11 protein-coding genes are annotated in these 16,552 nt (G+C 40.2%); 6 read left to right on the top strand and 5 right to left on the bottom strand.

Annotated elements, in window-relative coordinates:
- Positions 1 to 43: 43 nt before the first annotated feature.
- On the top strand, positions 44 to 877 hold the full coding sequence (locus tag BCU84_RS07535) for a sulfotransferase domain-containing protein (RefSeq protein WP_102527471.1): 834 nt from the start codon (positions 44 to 46) through the stop codon (positions 875 to 877).
- A 79-nt stretch (positions 878 to 956) separates the two neighbouring features.
- Here the strand turns inward: BCU84_RS07535 and BCU84_RS07530 are convergent, their stop codons facing one another.
- On the bottom strand, positions 957 to 2,111 hold the full coding sequence (locus BCU84_RS07530; RefSeq protein ID WP_102527470.1) for a heparan-alpha-glucosaminide N-acetyltransferase domain-containing protein: 1,155 nt from the start codon (positions 2,109 to 2,111) through the stop codon (positions 957 to 959).
- 305 nt (positions 2,112 to 2,416) lie between these two features.
- On the opposite strand from BCU84_RS07530, the gene BCU84_RS07525 reads away from it, so the two are divergent.
- Complete coding sequence (locus BCU84_RS07525; protein ID WP_102527469.1) at positions 2,417 to 4,564, top strand: TonB-dependent siderophore receptor; 2,148 nt, start codon at positions 2,417 to 2,419, stop codon at positions 4,562 to 4,564.
- Between the two features lie 89 nt (positions 4,565 to 4,653).
- Entirely contained in the window at positions 4,654 to 5,772 is a 1,119-nt protein-coding gene (locus BCU84_RS07520; RefSeq protein WP_102527468.1) for a PepSY-associated TM helix domain-containing protein, read from the top strand.
- Positions 5,773 to 5,948: 176 nt separating this feature from the next.
- On the opposite strand, the gene BCU84_RS07515 is transcribed toward BCU84_RS07520, so the two are convergent.
- Together BCU84_RS07515 and BCU84_RS07510 are read right to left on the bottom strand one after the other, a co-directional pair.
- A complete protein-coding gene (locus BCU84_RS07515; protein ID WP_102527467.1) occupies positions 5,949 to 8,129 on the bottom strand; it encodes an ExeM/NucH family extracellular endonuclease in 2,181 nt (726 codons plus the stop codon).
- Positions 8,130 to 8,343: 214 nt separating this feature from the next.
- Positions 8,344 to 9,795, bottom strand: coding sequence for a carboxypeptidase (locus BCU84_RS07510; protein ID WP_241906386.1), 1,452 nt, complete (start codon positions 9,793 to 9,795; stop codon positions 8,344 to 8,346).
- A 333-nt stretch (positions 9,796 to 10,128) separates the two neighbouring features.
- On the opposite strand from BCU84_RS07510, the gene BCU84_RS07505 reads away from it, so the two are divergent.
- Both BCU84_RS07505 and BCU84_RS07500 read left to right on the top strand, forming a co-directional pair.
- On the top strand, positions 10,129 to 11,097 hold the full coding sequence (locus tag BCU84_RS07505) for a phosphotransferase (protein ID WP_102527465.1): 969 nt from the start codon (positions 10,129 to 10,131) through the stop codon (positions 11,095 to 11,097).
- A gap of 191 nt (positions 11,098 to 11,288) precedes the next feature.
- Positions 11,289 to 12,728, top strand: coding sequence for a methyl-accepting chemotaxis protein (locus tag BCU84_RS07500; RefSeq protein WP_102527464.1), 1,440 nt, complete (start codon positions 11,289 to 11,291; stop codon positions 12,726 to 12,728).
- 126 nt (positions 12,729 to 12,854) lie between these two features.
- Here BCU84_RS07500 and BCU84_RS07495 read toward each other — a convergent pair whose 3' ends face one another.
- Together BCU84_RS07495 and pmbA are read right to left on the bottom strand one after the other, a co-directional pair.
- Positions 12,855 to 14,225 carry a hypothetical protein gene (locus BCU84_RS07495; protein ID WP_102527463.1) on the bottom strand — a complete coding sequence of 457 codons (1,371 nt, stop codon included), beginning with the start codon at positions 14,223 to 14,225 and terminating at the stop codon, positions 12,855 to 12,857.
- Between the two features lie 182 nt (positions 14,226 to 14,407).
- A complete protein-coding gene (gene pmbA, locus BCU84_RS07490) occupies positions 14,408 to 15,751 on the bottom strand; it encodes a metalloprotease PmbA (protein WP_102527462.1) in 1,344 nt (447 codons plus the stop codon).
- 248 nt (positions 15,752 to 15,999) lie between these two features.
- Here pmbA and yjgA point away from each other — a divergent pair, with 248 nt between their 5' ends.
- Positions 16,000 to 16,533, top strand: a complete 534-nt coding sequence (gene yjgA / locus BCU84_RS07485) for a ribosome biogenesis factor YjgA (RefSeq protein ID WP_102527461.1) — start codon at positions 16,000 to 16,002, stop codon at positions 16,531 to 16,533.
- The last annotated feature ends 19 nt before the right edge of the window (positions 16,534 to 16,552 follow it).

The raw sequence follows: 16,552 nt of genomic DNA, 5'->3' as shown, positions 1-16,552 counted from the left end.
TTTTAACCTATAACAGGAATGGTTAATTATTAGAGGGGATCAAATGGGAAACATAGTTTGGGTAGCATCCTATCCAAAATCAGGTAATACATGGGTTAGAGCATTTTTAGAGAATTATTTGAATAATCAAGACAGCTCCTTTGATCTAAATTCACTTCATCAGTTTTCAACTTCTGAATCATACTCTACACGTTATCAACGTTACCTCGATGCAAGCACAAAAACGACTGACCTAACGTTAGAAGAAATAAGTAAATTACGTCCACAGGTTCAATCTGATATAGCAAGTGATGCTAATGGCACCACTTTTGTTAAAACTCACAACTTTTTAGGCGAATACAACGGTTTCCCTCTTCACAATTCTTTAGTCACTTCTGGTGCTATTTATGTTGTTCGCAATCCATTAGATATAACTGTTTCTATGTCTCATTACTTTGGATACACCATCGATGAGACAATAGCTTATATGGCTGAAGAAATGACAGGCACTCCAAACGAAGACTTCAATGTGCCACAAATAATTTCATCATGGTCTAAACACGTCTCTAGTTGGACTGATGCTGAGGATAATTCAAAGCTTATCCTTCGATATGAGGACTTAATCGATGACCCTAAAAAAGCCTTTAGAAAAGTAGAGTCATTTTTAGGCCTTAAAAAAGACCCTAAAAGATTAAAAAACGCCATTAAAGCCTCTTCATTTAATTTATTAAAAGCACAAGAACAAAGTAGTGGTTTTGTAGAGAAACATGAGAATGCGAATAGTTTTTTTCGAAAGGGACAAAAGAACCAGTGGGCTAGTGTTTTAACTGATGAGCAAAAAAATAAAATTATTGAATTAAACAAAGAACAAATGGTTAGATTTAAATATATAAAGTAGTCCATTTCAACATTAAAAAGCACCTAATTACCTCAGTAATAGGTGCTTTTTACTTTTCACTAAGAACGTAATTAAGCACCTATAAATACTTAATCCAAGCCTGTTTACTCTGATGTTTATACTGACTAAAACGTTTAGTTGGATAGTAAAGCAACACGGCTAAAACGATTGTTACAACCCACACCCAACCGATGTGGGTAAAGCCATATAATTCGCCATAATTAGGGCCAATAACATTGACGGCAAATCGGTACATAAACAGTAACAAATACAGGTGCACAATATAGAAGAACATCGGTGCAGATCCAAATGTGGATAACACCTTACCGTATTGAGGTTTGACCTTTTCAAGCATGCTTAAGCACAAAAGTGTGCCGCCAATGGTAACCAATAAAAAACCAAGAGATGGAGGATACTTAGTCAGATTAAATATCGACTTTAAGGTCATAATTACACTATCACCTTGCTGCCAATCTAAAGTCTCTCCATAGATATTAAAACCACGTAAAATCGCAAATAACGCAAAACTAACCAGACCTAAACCAATTAAAATCTTATGGCGTTTAACATCATCAAAACTCGCAGCGTAAATTGGCGCAATAACATAGCCTAACAAGATAACCCCAATCCAAGGCAGCACTGGATAACTGGCTCGAATACCGACAAAATCACTGGTAAAAATATTACCGCGATCATGCAATATTGCCCAAATGGTATAACCCCACTCACCTGGCGCAAAGCTAATTGGTGTCAGAGCATTGTGTCCAAACACAATCACCAAACCAATGACCCCAAGCCAAAATCTTGGTAAGCCTATAAGTAACGCCAGCGCAAGCATACTGATACCAATCGCCCACATGACTTGTAGCCAAATCATGTCGTAATTTCCCATCCACTGAAACGTAATCACGGTGCATTCTAGTGCAATGATAAATAGGCCACGCTTGATTAAAAAAGATCTCGCAGAACGCTCTGGGCCAAATTGCGGATGACTATATAACCAGGCGGAGACCCCGGTTAAAAACACAAACGTTGGCGCACAAAAGTGGGCGGCAAAACGACTGATAAACAATCCTGTACTGGTGCTATCAAGTGTCATGGGATCGGTGACTTGCTCATGGAAGAAAAAACGCTCTCTCACATGATCAAGCAACATAATCAACATGACGATGCCACGCATTATATCGATGCTATCAATACGCTTTTTCAACATCTGTGCACTTACTGTTTTCATTAATAAAACTCTCTTACTGACTTTCTAAATACCATTCTGACATCAGAATAAATTAGCTACAGTTGCACTATAGCAATCACCAACTACAACAGATCTCCCTCAAGTGCCATAGTGAAAATAATACGTCAATATAGTAATGAAATATTTTCAAAATCTTTACAAAACCGACCAATTGTAAATGATAATGATTTTCATTTAACTTATGTTAACTTTTCTATATCATCTGTCTCGAAAAAAATACATCCAAAAACAACACTTTCAATCAGTAAGCATTGTGCTTACACAGCAGTTAAGATGATAAAAATATGAAACTTAGCCCGATTTACTTATCTCTATTATGCGCTTTTAGTGTCATACAATACGCCTCTGCAGCGGATCAAGAACCAAAAGAAGACACCGCTGTTAATGATGACTTAGAAGTAATTGAAGTGACAGGACGTTACATTCAAGGTTACAACGCTCACTCTGCAAGCGGTGCATCTAGATTGGATCTAGCAATTACCGATATTCCTCAATCAGTATCTGTGATTACTGAAGCTCAAATGAAAGACTTTCAGTTAACTGACATCAACTCAGTACTAGATACCGCCACGGGCATTAACGTAGAACGTATCGAAACAGACCGCACATATTATACTGCTCGCGGTTTTGATGTGACAAACTTTCAAATTGACGGCATCGGTCTACCATTAACCTCAGGTAACAATCACGCCGACGAAGATACCGCTATTTATGACCGAATTGAAGTTATCCGTGGTGCAAATGGCTTAATGACTGGGGTAGGTAATCCTTCAGCTACAGTTAACTTTATTCGCAAGCGCCCAACTGTTGAAGACCAACTCCTTATCTCTGGCACCTATGGCAGTGATAACAATGCCCGTCTCGAACTTGACGGTTCTGTGGCGATTACTGATAAGGTTTCAGCCCGTGCAGTCGCTGTTAAACATAAACAAGATTCTTACCTTGATCGTTACGAACAAGACAAAAATGTCTTGTATGCCTTCATCGAGGCTGAGCTTACCGATAGCACGACTATCTCGTTAAGTCACAGCTATATAGACAATGACGCTACAGGCAATAACTGGGGAGCTTTACCGCTTTATTATACTGATGGTAGCCCAACCAATTATGACCGTTCGACCAACACCTCTGCTGATTGGTCTAACTGGCAAGTAGAAAAGAATAATACTGTTTTTGAGATAAGCCATTACTTTAATGATGATTGGCGTTTACGCGGAACTTACTCACATAAAGTGACCGATGAAGATACCGAATTATTCTATGTTTATGGCACCCCTGACAAAAATACCGGGTTAGGTTTAACGGGTTATGGCAGTGAATATGACTTGGATGAAACTACTGATTTAGCAGACCTATACGTAGATGGTAATTTTGATCTATTTGGCCGTAACCATCAGTTAGTGGTTGGTATTAACCATGCTGAACTAACATACAACGATAGCTCGTTATACGACTACACCACAGGTAATGGTTTCCCTGCTATGCCCGACTTAAATGACTGGGATGGCAATACACCTAAACCAACCTTCAATGACGGCCTAACGGGCAGTGACGTACGTACCAAACAACAGGCGGCATACTTTACTGGACGCTTTAACCTATTCGAAGACATGCATGTTATTGCAGGTGGACGTTATAACACTTGGGAAGCGAACGGCGAAGCCTACAGCGTTGACCAAGAAACGGATGCAAGCGAGTTTATTCCTTACTTAGGCATGGTGTATCGCTTTAGACCTGAAATCATTGCTTACGCAAGTTACACCGAAACCTTCCTTGCACAAAAAGAGCTAGATATAAACGATCAGATGCTCGACCCTGTCACCGGTGAAAGCAAAGAAATCGGCATTAAAAGTGAGCTATTTGACGGCAACCTGATTGCCAGTTTGGCCTATTTTGATGTTGAGCAAACCAACTTAGCCACATTAGATCAATCAACAATATTACTGCCACCTGATCAACACCGCTATATCGGTGCTGACGGCATTAACAGTAAAGGTTTCGAAATTGAATTTGCAGGTGAATTGTATACAGGGCTTCAAGCCAGTATTGGTTACACCAACTTTGACATTAAAGGCGATGACGTTGTTGCTGATTACACACCAGAAAAACTGTTAAAGCTGGCAGCGACCTATGAGTTCCAAAATATCGAAGGCTTCTTTATCGGTATGAACATGCGCTGGCAAGATGATACTTCTCGTAAGCAAGGCATCGTGGCTGATGGTTTTGACAATGCAGGGCAAGAAATTGTTACCGAGCAAGAAGCCTATGCCATCGTTGATTTAATGGCTAAGTATCAATTTACTGATGATATTCAATTGACAGTAAATGCCAACAATGTGACTGACGAAAAGTACATTACTAGTTTGTACTGGGCTCAAGGCTTTTATGGTGCACCAGCTAATTACAGTGCCACGCTAACCTGGAAGTTATAACCCTATTCAAAGCCTCTTTGCTCATTTAGCAAGGAGGCTTTGCTTATTTAGGATGGACTAAAAGTGTTATTAACCTCTTAGAGTAAATTATGAGAAAAACATTATTCAAATGGCACTCCTACGGAGCGCTTATCGCTATGCTGCCGTTATTGATCATTTCAATAACTGGCAGCATTTTGGTTTTTAAAGTCGAAATAGATAGCTTGCTACGACCTGCCCATATGGTGGTTGACGCTGAGAGTACAAGCGAGCGTGTCAGCTTAGATACCTTAATGCAAACCACCTTAACGGCTAACCCTGAATACGAATTAGGAGGATGGGAACTGTTCGATGATAAGCAACGTTCTGACGCCGCCTATGTGATAAAACGCGGCACTGAAGATTGGGGAAAAGTCTATATTAACCAGTATTCTGGTGAACTGTTATCTCAGCCACAAGCCATGGATCACTATATTACTGACTGGTTATTAGAGTTACATTACTCGTTTCTATTGCACGTAAAAGGCGCATGGGTGGGATTTTTTGCTGCGCTACTGATGTTATTTTTAGGCATAAGCGGCATTATTTTATATCGTCGTTTCTGGGCTAAAATATTCACTATGCGCTTTAATGCAGTAAGACGAATTTTATTCAGTGATATCCATAAATTCATTGGCATTTTAAGCTCACCTATTTTACTTATCATGGCATTCACTGGCGGCTACTGGAATATTGCCGGCATATTGCATGAAATCAATGACCATGGTGACGGCGGCCATGTTTATATTACTGCGCCACTCCATAGCCCTGATATTTCGTTTGAGTCGCTCAGGCAGCAAAGCAGCCAAGAGATCCCAACTTATCAGGCGGGCTATTTAGCCATGCCCCATGAACCCGATAGAGATATTTCATTTTATGGTGCCGTCGAGACAAGTAACCCATTAAACAGTGAATACTCGAGTGTGGTTAAATTTGACAAAACCACTGGCGAATTGTTGAGTAAACAAGATATACGCGAAGCGGGTTTTCTGATGGTGTTTTTAGACAGCTTTCGTAAGCTTCACTTTGGCTACTTTGGTGGATTACTCACTAGAATTATCTGGTGTATTGTCGGTTTAATGCCAGTTTTTCTTGGTTTTACTGGCTTATATTTATTTTGGAGTCGCCGCAAACAAAAAACAGCGGCTAAGCGCTCAAGAATTGCCATTGACGCTCAATCAGCAACTTAAGATTTGCAGCTAAAAAAAGGAGCCACTAGGCTCCTTTTTTTGTTGGTATTGATGAATCAATCTATTCAATAAAACCAATCTATTTATTCAATAAAATCAATCTATCCAATAAAACCAATCTATCTATTCAATAAAATCAAATACAAGTCACGCCTGTTGTTAAGCTATCATGCTCATTAAACAGTGAGCCGCCTGCTCTTACGGCCAAACCCTAATGCGGATAACAATAATAAACCTAAAAAGCTTAAACTCGCGCCAGCAGCCTTATCTTTAATCACTGCCACATTAGATGCTTGCGCCTCAGGGTATGACAGCGCGATGAGCACTGGATCGTGATCTGATGAAGAGTAAACATTGTCAGACTTAGCCAGCTCTCCAGTATATTTACTGCTGTATTCAAACAAGCTCGATTCAACGGCATTAATATGCCAATCTTCAATCGCCACTAACCGCGCTGCTAAGCTTAAATTACCTAAGGCGTGGTCTAAGTTGCCCAATTCACCACGATAACTGTACGAGTAAGTCTCAGGGCCATGTGCTTGGGTATTTAAATTAATTAACCCGAAGCCTTTATCAATCACCAGCCCTTGGGCTTCATGCTCTAGGCCATTTAAGCGAGTGTGTGATGCAGTACTGATAACACGTTCACTACTATTGGCATCATAGTCAGTTAACACGGCTAATGGATCTTCTTTGCCATAGGCATTCAAATCGCCGATAACCAGCACATCTCCGTCTAAGTCTATTATCGACTCACCAATCACCTTGGTGGCGGAAACACGAAACGCATTACACTTTCCCTGTAAATCCTCAGGTTCTGAATCTTCATTAAAGCTTAACCAATCTTCTAAACAGCCTGAGCCTTTAGATTTAAAATGGTTAACTACAATAGTCAGTTTTTGATCATTAACCTTGAAACCTTGCATCAAACTGTGACGTTGATATTTTTTATAAGCTGGATTCAACTCTTTTACGCCATCTTTAATACGTGAAACAACGCCCTCTTTCACGTGTTGCTCTGGCGTAGCGATAACCTTTGCTAGGCCATCTAAAGTGACCACAGCAGGTCGATATAATATGCCGACAGCGATGGCATCACTGCCAACCAAACCATTGTTGTCAGTCACTTCGACAAATTGATAAGCAAGCTCAGTAGGCTGCTTGTCATTTAGCGCAGTGACTAAGTTTTGAATTGCACTTAACTCACCAAAACCATTATTTTCAACTTCCATTAAGCCAATAATGTCAGCATTCATTGCCGCCATCGCATTAACCATTTTTGTTCGTTGCAGCAGCATTTCTGACTCTATCTTAGCGCCGCGATTGTGACCTAATGGATTAGCATCACCGCCAAATGGGCTGTTAAAGAAGTTCAGCACGTTAAAACTGGCTACACGTAAATCACCTTGATTCGCTATCGCTGGCGCCGCGCTGCGATCCTGATTGCGCACAAAATCACTGGCACTGATTTCGTTGATTGGCATAAAGCGATATTTGTCGTAACTATAGCCGATGACCCCTTCAATATTGGTCAATGTATCGCCTATGCGAATATAACCATTCTCGGCATTAAAACTTGGAAAGTACGGTACCTTGCCATGGTCAGCTTTATAGTCTGACTCAACCACCAGCTGATTACTGATATTGGCTTTATTTAATGCTATCGCCTCAGCAGATAAAGGTGCATAAACCTGAGTGGCTTTCATTAATGGCGCTTGATGGGATAACACCATATTGTTGCGATACGAGTCATAATCAAGACTGAATGAACGTGTAACTGTCATGTCACTTTCAGCGGTTAACACCAGTTTCATGCCTTCAAATCGTTCAAGGGCTTGAGCTAAGCTTTGACCCTCTTTTACCTGCAATGGAGTTGCGGCTATCTCGCCAACTGGATTACCGAGTTTATATTTTTGCTGGGGCTCAAGATTGATTTGGGTAAAACCTGAGTATTCTTGTACTTTACCTGTTACGCAGATTTCCATTCCTGGGACGATTTCAGCTGGCGCAGAAGCGCCCCAATGGACAAAAATACCGTCAGATGTCAAAGGTGAACCATCACCTAGTGGATCTTGAATAAAGAAGCCTTTATATAATCTTTCCGCTCTAGCTGTGACTACACCTGTGGTGGTGACTTCCTTAACGGATTCATTGCTTTGCGCAGTAACAAATGGACTAGTAGAGCCAGTACCTTGGATCTGATAAATCGGGGTGATGTTTTCAGCGTCACACAAAACTTCACTCGCCATTGGCGTTTTAGTTATAGCCGTTTTAGTGATAACCGATTTAGCTTGTGCCAACATTGGCATAGCCAGAATGATAGGCAACGACACCGCAGATAATATGCTCACTCTCATTTTACATTCCAATTTATTATTTTTTATGCTTATTGATGCAATATATTCAACAAGGACTAGGTGAAAAATTAGGTCGCTAATACATTGAATAATATTACTAAATAGGTTGATTTGATAGATAAAAAAGGAGCCGAAGCTCCTTTATCATTATCACTTAATTACTTGCTTGCTCATTGCTCAATAAGTTCGACAATCTGTTAGCAAACATAAGCAGTTAATATTTTGCAGCCTCATTTTCTTTTGGCATAGTCGCTTCAATAAACTCACGTAAATCTTGATTAGATTGCTTTAAGTCTTCTGAACGCAAGTACATCATATGACCGCTACGGTAGCCTTTAAAGCTTAAACGGTCTTTCATTTTACTGCTTGGGTCAAGTTGCCACATGCTGTATTTGGCATCAAAATAATTGGTCGCACCATCATAATAACCAGCTTGCACCATCACATTTAAGTATGGATTTTGCGCCATTGCCTGACGTAAGTTTTCACCTGTTTTATTATTGGTACGATCCCAAGGGTGTACATTACCTAACATGTAATACTTGATATCCGTTTTATAATTTAACTCTTCACGCATGTAAGCATTAATCGCTGGGGTAAACGAGTGCAACCATGAGGTTAACTCCGCATTGTAATCAGGGCTGTCACCCACATCTTGCTTATCAATACCCAGGTAACGCGAATCTAAACGACCTACCGTATGGCCACGCTCTCGAAGTAACGCCTTCCAAAAAAAGCGTGTCGATACATCAAGGTTAGATTTAAGTACTTCATCCACACTCAAGCCTGAAAAATAAGCCACTTTTTCAGCTATTTTCTGCTTGTGATCAGGCGCGATAAAGCCACCCATGGCTAATGCAGGAATATATTCATTAATCGTAAACGCTTCAACTTCTGGTAAAAACTCGGTTAAATCAGCATTTTGTAATTCTGCAGACAAGGCCTTGTGATACCAAGCCGCCGCCGCAAAATACGGTAGGCGATTAGCCGATTTAACAGGCCCTTTACGCTCAATACCTATGTCTGTCGGTGACACTAATACCACACCGTTAAGATACATCCATTGACGGTCTTGTAACTCTAATGCCAAACCAGAGACACGAGTTGTACCGTAGCTTTCGCCAATAAGGTATTTAGGCGAGCGCCAACGTTCATTGCGACTCACAAACGTATTTAGCCATTCAGCCAAATACTTAATGTCAGCATTCACACCAAAAAACATTTTTTGTTGTTCATCTTTGCTTGGCATCTCGCCATCTTTATTGGCCAGTACTCTTGAGTAACCAGTGTTAACAGGGTTTACGTAAACGATGTCAGCAATATCAAGAATTGAATGAGGGTTCGCTTTTACCCCGTATGGTTGCAACGGATAACCTTCTTCATCAACATTAATCGCACGCGGGCCTGTGTAACCAATATCCATCCATACCGATGCAGAACCTGGCCCACCATTAAATGAAATCAATAAAGGGCGTTTCGCTGTGTTACGCACATTTTCACGCTGGTAATAGGTGTAGTTAAGGGTTGCCACCGCATCGCCATTTTCATTCCATACTGGTTGGGTACCTACCGTGGCGGTATAGGAAAAACTATTACCATTCACTTTCGTTTTATGTTCTGTCACCACGGTTTCATCAACAGCGATTTTACGACTGTGCTCAGCCATAGATGATGAGCGAGTGTTGTTAGTGTCGTCTTCCGCTAAAACTGAGGTTGTCGCCAATAGGGGGGAAAAACAAAGCAGCGTCGCTGCGAGGGTAATAGCCTTCATACCGGTTCTCTTTTTTATTAATCTAGGGTATTTGTGTGCGTCTATTAAATGTCCAAATGTCTCACAGTGCAATCAAAGTGTTATCCTATGGGCAACTTCAACACAACAATTACCTATAACCAACTAATTTTAAAGACTTAATAAAATTAACATTAATCGTAAGCAAACGTACATTCACATTTTATTTTACAGTATCAGCTGAATTAATGACTGCCTAGGAAACCCTTTATGAGCAAGACACTACAATCCTGGCAACAAGCCAATTGGCCGCAAACCGCTCAGCGCTGGACTGAAGCTGAGTTAAGTAAACAAAACATTCGTTTAATCGATGAATTACAAGTTGTTAAAACGTGGGCTTTGGGTCATGTACTCAAGCAATCAACTGGCTCAGGTGATACTTTCTTTAAGGCCACGGCTTTCTTACCTTTGTTTTCAAATGAGGCCAGTCTATGTTCAAAGTTATTTGAACTGTTTCCACAATATAGCGCTAAAGTCATCGCATTCGACGCCCATCTGCAATGGATGTTAACCGAAAGTTTTGGTGAGGCATTTGTCGATACCGTGCCGCTTTGTGACTGGGTTAAACCTTTTACTGAGTTCGCCAATCTACAATTGGCTTCTGTTGACCACATTGAAGAGTTAGAAGCGGCTGGCTGTATTCGTCGTGACATTACCCAATTACCAACACAGCTGCAGCGCATTTTTAATGATAAGGCCATTATTTCTCGCTTCCCCCAAGATATTGACCTATCTACTGAACGCCTAAGCCAAGTACTCAATAAGCTCAAACAATCTGTCACAGCATTAGCCGCTTATCAGTTGCCTTCTAGCTTGGTTCATAGTGATTTACACATCGAAAATATTGCTCCACGTAATGGCGTAAAAGAACACTTTACCTTCTTTGATTGGAGCGACGGCTGCATTAGTCACCCTTTTATCGATGGCACTTACTTATTTAGAATGGATGACAGTGAGGGGAAGCAACAAATTATTGATGCTTACTTAAATCAATGGTCAAAATATGGCTCCAAAGATGAATTAAAACGAGCATGGCAGCTTGCTGAAAGTATTTGCTATGCACATCAAGCTGTTTCGTATGCTGGAATGCTGCATATTTTGTCAGAGCAACAAACACCAGATTTAATCCATGCATTTGAAAATGCTTTTAGACGGTTTTTGTTTAAGGTGATGAATTAATAATGATAAAAAATCTAAAAAAAGACCTTGTTTACAAAGAGGTACAATGAAACAACTTTTAGTTATGTTGTTTACAGCAACCGCATGTAACAAATCGAATAAAAAAGAATATATTTTGTCAAAAAATCGTATCCAAACCGATCAAGCTGCTCTAGAATTTGGTTAATTTCCATCATTTAAGTGTCGGCACTATGAAGCAAGTTGAATTTCGTAATATTGATAAGCTTTTTATCAAAATGTCTATTAACGATAAGTTCTGGGCTATTTTTGCACTCTTTTTACTGATTATCGGCAGTGTGTCGGTTAACAGTTATTTCAATAGCATTAACCAAATAGAACAACACTCTATGACTGTGCTGACAGAAAAAGTCACCGCGACCGTTAATGCGCTTGAAGCCACAAACCAGTTAGACCAAGCAAGTAGTGCAGGTTTATCTGTGTCTGATTATAATCAACAAAACCAGCGTAACGACAATAATATCACTGCTGTTGTCCAAGCTAATGGCCAGTATTACTCATTAAACCAATCAGTTTATCAACTTGAAAATGATGCTAAACAAGATGCATTTTATAGCTTGTTACTGTCATTCTTGTGGGTGTTGCCATTTGCATTGGTGATTTATTGGAATGCGACCTTCATTGGGGGGGCGTTGTGGGTACTATGGGATACCACAGCTAAAATTGGCAAAGGCGATTTAACTTCGCGCTTAGGTTTCCATCCTGGTCGCGATGAATTTGGTACTATTGGCTGCGCACTAGACCAAGCAATGGATACATTAACTGAATTGGTTGTTACGGTTAAGAAAAGTGCTGACACTCTACATACAACATCAAGCTCCTTTGCAGATGAAACCCAGCAAAGTGCAGACCAAATCGATCAGCAATACATTTCATTAGATTCAGTTGCAACTGCAATGGAAGAAATGACCGCGTCATCACTTGAAGTATCAAATATTGCTAAAAATACCACTCAGCAAGTTGAGCAAGATTCTGAATACACTAAGCAGAGTTATACTCGGGTGAAACGTGCGATTGAAGAGATTCAGCAGTTATCGACTTACATTGAAAAAACCTCAGATTCTGTTGGTAGCCTGAAAGAGAATGCCACTAAAATTAATGAGGTGATCACCACAATTAATGCCATTTCTGAGCAAACGAATTTACTGGCATTAAATGCGGCAATTGAAGCCGCTCGCGCCGGCGAAATGGGTCGCGGTTTTGCTGTCGTTGCCGATGAGGTGCGTACCCTTGCAAGTCGCACACAATCAGCAACTGTTGAAATCCAATCTATGATTGAGCAGCTGCAATCTGAAACGCAAAATATTGATAGCATTACTCAAGATACCGTTAAGCAAGCGCAAAGCAGTAGCGACTTAATCACTAATATTGGGACTGATGTGAACGCCATTGCTGAGTCATCGCGTTCGATTATGGATATGAGCTTCCATATTTCAACATCGTCTGAAGAGCAAAGCGCAGTGGCTAATGATATTGCTAAAGAGTTAACGGAAATTCGTGTTAAATCAAACACCATCCGCGATCTTGCAAGCCAGTCTTCAAATGGTGTCGTTGAACTATCTGCCGCATCAGCTAATTTGGGCAGAATTTTAAGTAACTACCAAACAGCTTAAAGGGCGCTTTATGTAAATAAGCCCTCTTTACAGATCACTAGAAATGAAAATGCCGATATTCAACATATCGGCATTTGTATTTATGGGGTCTTATGTTTTACATTTTACTGAATAAACATAAGAGTTTTATAGCTGATGTAAGGTGTAGCCAAACTGACTTTCGCTGTCTTTGGTTAATACAAAGCTATAGTTAGTATCACCATCAAACGTGATAAGGTCTGACTGATATAGTAAGGTTTGGGTGCCATTATCAGATTCATACACCACATTGATTTCATAGTCATCTTGAGGCATAACAAGGCTTTCTTGTTCAGTAAAATCAATATCCTCAATCGTGTATTCAGCTGATTCAATGGTTTCCGTGCTATTAACAAAATACACAGTTAAGTCATCATAATCTTCTGATAAGTTCGCCACATCAACATTGTATTCATAAGCTCTTGGGCGCATGTCATGTTCGATCACCATACCTTTGATACTGTCATCTTCTTGGTACAACAGTAAGGTGCGGATATCATCTTGGTTAAAGGTCACTAACACGTTATCCAAGATAACTTCACTGGTATCGGTATTAGTCACTGTTACGCCATAGTCATTAAAACCCGTTTGCTGGAAGTCGCTAACAGTGAATGGCGTAATATCATGCAGATAATGCGACTCTAGCTTACTCACCACATCGACATTTAGCGTGATGTCTTCAAGGCCATTAAATACCCTGAAGTCAGCGGTAGAATCAATATTAGTATAAGTAACTGGCGTCGATGTTGAGTCCACACTGTCTAGCGTGACCTTTAAATCACCCGAGCCAAAACTGTTACGCAGCACAAATTTATAAACAGTCTCAGTGGTTAAGCTCATACTTTCTGTGGTGTAAACCACGTTATCAGTCCCCTGATCAGTTAAATAGATAATATATTCATCGGTATCTAACATCAGCTCAGTAGTGTAACCACGGTATCCGATACTGCCTAACATTGTCGCATCTTGATATTCATCGCTGTCTAGCGAAATATAAGCGTCATAGGCCATATCTTCAGACGTAACATTGGCTACCAAGACCTGCATTTTACTGTAATCTTCATCGTCATCATCATTCATATCATCCATATCGCTACGTTCGTAGCTAATGTCTAATAATTCTGGCGATTGATAGTCTCCATATAAAACAAATAAATGATTATCTTCATTACTGAAGCTCATATCCTCACTATAAATCGTGACCGTGTCTTCATTTTCATCTTGACCATATATTTCCATTGCCACGCTACCTGTATCGTAGCCATATCGCGGCATGGAATCTCCAAATTCAATATAACTGTATTCATAATCATCTAACACTAGCGACGTGGCAGTACTGTTCGCTGAGGCATTATAATATTGCACATACGCAACGGCATCTGAGTCATCATCACTATCACCATCAATAGAGTCGCACCCCATCAATGACACACTTCCCAAGCAAACCATCATCAAACTGCACACATTTCTGTTAAACATATCTACTCCGTTAACTGTTTAATTACATTCTCAAGAGATAGGACAAAGCGTGGATGTAATTGACCGTAAAGAAGTGTAAAGATAAGAAAGCCAGCGTAAAGGGGTTAAATATCTGAAAATGAGATACAAAAAAGCACTGCTGGAGCAGTGCTTAATAAGGTTTATGTTTTTGCTTAAGCAAATTAGCTACCTGCGATTTTCATCTCACTCAGTAAGATACCGCCGGTACGGATTGAAGAACGTAAATCTTGATCCTTAGCAACCGCTTGCACGCCCATAAACATGTCTTTTAAATTACCAGCGATAGTAATCTCTTCCACTGGGTATTGGATTTCACCGTTCTCGACATAAAAACCTGCTGCACCTCGAGAGTAATCCCCGGTCACCATGTTCACGCCTTGACCCATCACCTCAGTGACAATTAGCCCTGTACCCATCTGTTTAATAAGTTCATCAAAGGTTTGCCCAGAGTGACTTAAAGTCCAGTTGTAAATACCACCAGCATGGCCTGTATTAGGTAGAGATAACTTACGTGCAGAATAACTGGTTAATAGATATGTTTCTAATTGGCCACGATCAATGATTTGACGTTGCTGAGTTGCCACGCCTTCACTGTCATAGTTCGCACTTGCAAGTGCGCCAACCATATGCGGGTTTTCTTCAATACTAAACCAATCAGGAAACAGTTGAGTATTGATAGAATCTTGTAAGAAGCTTGATTTACGGTACAAGCTACTGCCGCTAATCGCACCAATCAAGTGACCAATCAGGCCTGTCGCGATTTCAGGTGAAAACAAAACAGGTAAGTTCGATGTTGGGATTTTACGTGCGTTAAGACGGTTTACCGTCTTATTTGCGGCTAATAATCCCACTGACTCTGGCGTCATTAATTCGTTATATTTACGGGCAATAGTGTAATCATAATCGCGTTGCATATTGCCATCAGCTTCTTCACCAATCACCACACAACTTAAACTATAACGCGAGCTGCAATAGCCATTTAAGAAGCCATGGCTATTACCGTACACTTTAGCAGCGGTATGTGCATTAGCCGTTGCTCCGTCTGAATGTTGCACTCGCTCATCAACCGATAAACTGGCTTCCTCAGCACGAATGGCTAGCTGAGCCAGCTCGTCAGGACTGATATCTTGTGGATGATATAAATCTAGATCGCGAATGGTTTGCGCCATTAGCTCTTTGTCCGCTAAGCCGCTAAATGGATCTGATGAGGTATATTTTGCGATGTCATTCGCTGCTTTTACCGCTATAGCAATCGCATCTGGACTTAAATCTGATGTTGATGAGCTGCCTTTACAACCATCTCGGTAGACTGTAATACCTAAAGCACCGTCTTTATTAAACTCAACGGTTTCAACTTCTTTCTCTCGCGTTGAAACCGACAGTCCTTGTTGTTTGCTAATGGCAACTTCAGCAGCACTCGTGCCTAATTTTTTTGCATATTCTAATGCTACAGCAACGGCATCTTTTAACGCCGATAATTCAGTATCAATATTATTGGTAGACACAAACTTACTCTTCAGTTTCCATTGTTGCGCCTAGCATATCAAATTCAAAACTGTATTGATAACCAACAAAACAAGGATTTAGCCCCACAAATAGGGTTAAATAAACTAACCTTTAGTTATCGTGTTGAATTATCACTTAATGAGTGCAAATGTGTTTTAAAGTAAATCGTCTTCTTAACGTATATTCAGTGGCCGCGATAGCCTCTGAAGTGTTATTATTCGATGATATTTATTAGAGGTTATTTACTATGAAAATTGTCGGCGATTCAGATCACTTCCACCAGCCATATGACAATGACGATGATTACGTCAGCAGAACAGAATTCAAGAAAGAAAGCGAAGATGCACAAGAGCTAGGCATGCGCCTTATTGCTTTAAGCAAATCGCAACTAGACAAAATTGGTTTAGATGAATTTTTGTATGATGCTGTCTTAAAAACTAAAAGCATTAAACCGAAAACTGAGGCATACCGACGTCATCTTCAGTACATCGGTAAATTAATGCGCGGTTTTGAGCACGAGCCCATTATTACAGCACTAGATAATGTGTTGAATAAAAACAATAATGAAACTGCTCAAGTGCAGATTATTGAAAAACTTCGTGCCCGTTTACTTGAAAATCCAAACGAAGAAGTTGAAACATTACTTGCTCAACATGAAGCATTTGATCGTCAAAAGTTGCGCCAACTTATTCGCCAATCAACTAAAGAGTTAGCCAAAGGCCCTGAATCAAAATCTCATAAAGAATTATTCAAATACTTACGCGCCGGTTTAGCTGAATAAAATTTACTTACAAGGATGT

Source organism: Shewanella sp. 10N.286.51.B7, from assembly GCF_002873615.1.
Taxonomy (GTDB): domain Bacteria; phylum Pseudomonadota; class Gammaproteobacteria; order Enterobacterales; family Shewanellaceae; genus Shewanella; species Shewanella electrodiphila.
The sequence above is the reverse complement of the archived record's forward strand: the minus strand, read 5'-3'. Positions and strand labels throughout refer to the sequence as shown.

Coding starts and splice junctions, on each gene's coding strand:
- BCU84_RS07535 (WP_102527471.1), top strand. CDS start 44: ATGGGAAACATAGTTTGGGTAGCATCCTATCCAAAATCAGGTAATACA.
- BCU84_RS07530 (WP_102527470.1), bottom strand. CDS start 2,111: ATGAAAACAGTAAGTGCACAGATGTTGAAAAAGCGTATTGATAGCATC.
- BCU84_RS07525 (WP_102527469.1), top strand. CDS start 2,417: ATGAAACTTAGCCCGATTTACTTATCTCTATTATGCGCTTTTAGTGTC.
- BCU84_RS07520 (WP_102527468.1), top strand. CDS start 4,654: ATGAGAAAAACATTATTCAAATGGCACTCCTACGGAGCGCTTATCGCT.
- BCU84_RS07515 (WP_102527467.1), bottom strand. CDS start 8,129: ATGAGAGTGAGCATATTATCTGCGGTGTCGTTGCCTATCATTCTGGCT.
- BCU84_RS07510 (WP_241906386.1), bottom strand. CDS start 9,795: ATGGCTGAGCACAGTCGTAAAATCGCTGTTGATGAAACCGTGGTGACA.
- BCU84_RS07505 (WP_102527465.1), top strand. CDS start 10,129: ATGAGCAAGACACTACAATCCTGGCAACAAGCCAATTGGCCGCAAACC.
- BCU84_RS07500 (WP_102527464.1), top strand. CDS start 11,289: ATGAAGCAAGTTGAATTTCGTAATATTGATAAGCTTTTTATCAAAATG.
- BCU84_RS07495 (WP_102527463.1), bottom strand. CDS start 14,225: ATGTTTAACAGAAATGTGTGCAGTTTGATGATGGTTTGCTTGGGAAGT.
- yjgA (WP_102527461.1), top strand. CDS start 16,000: ATGAAAATTGTCGGCGATTCAGATCACTTCCACCAGCCATATGACAAT.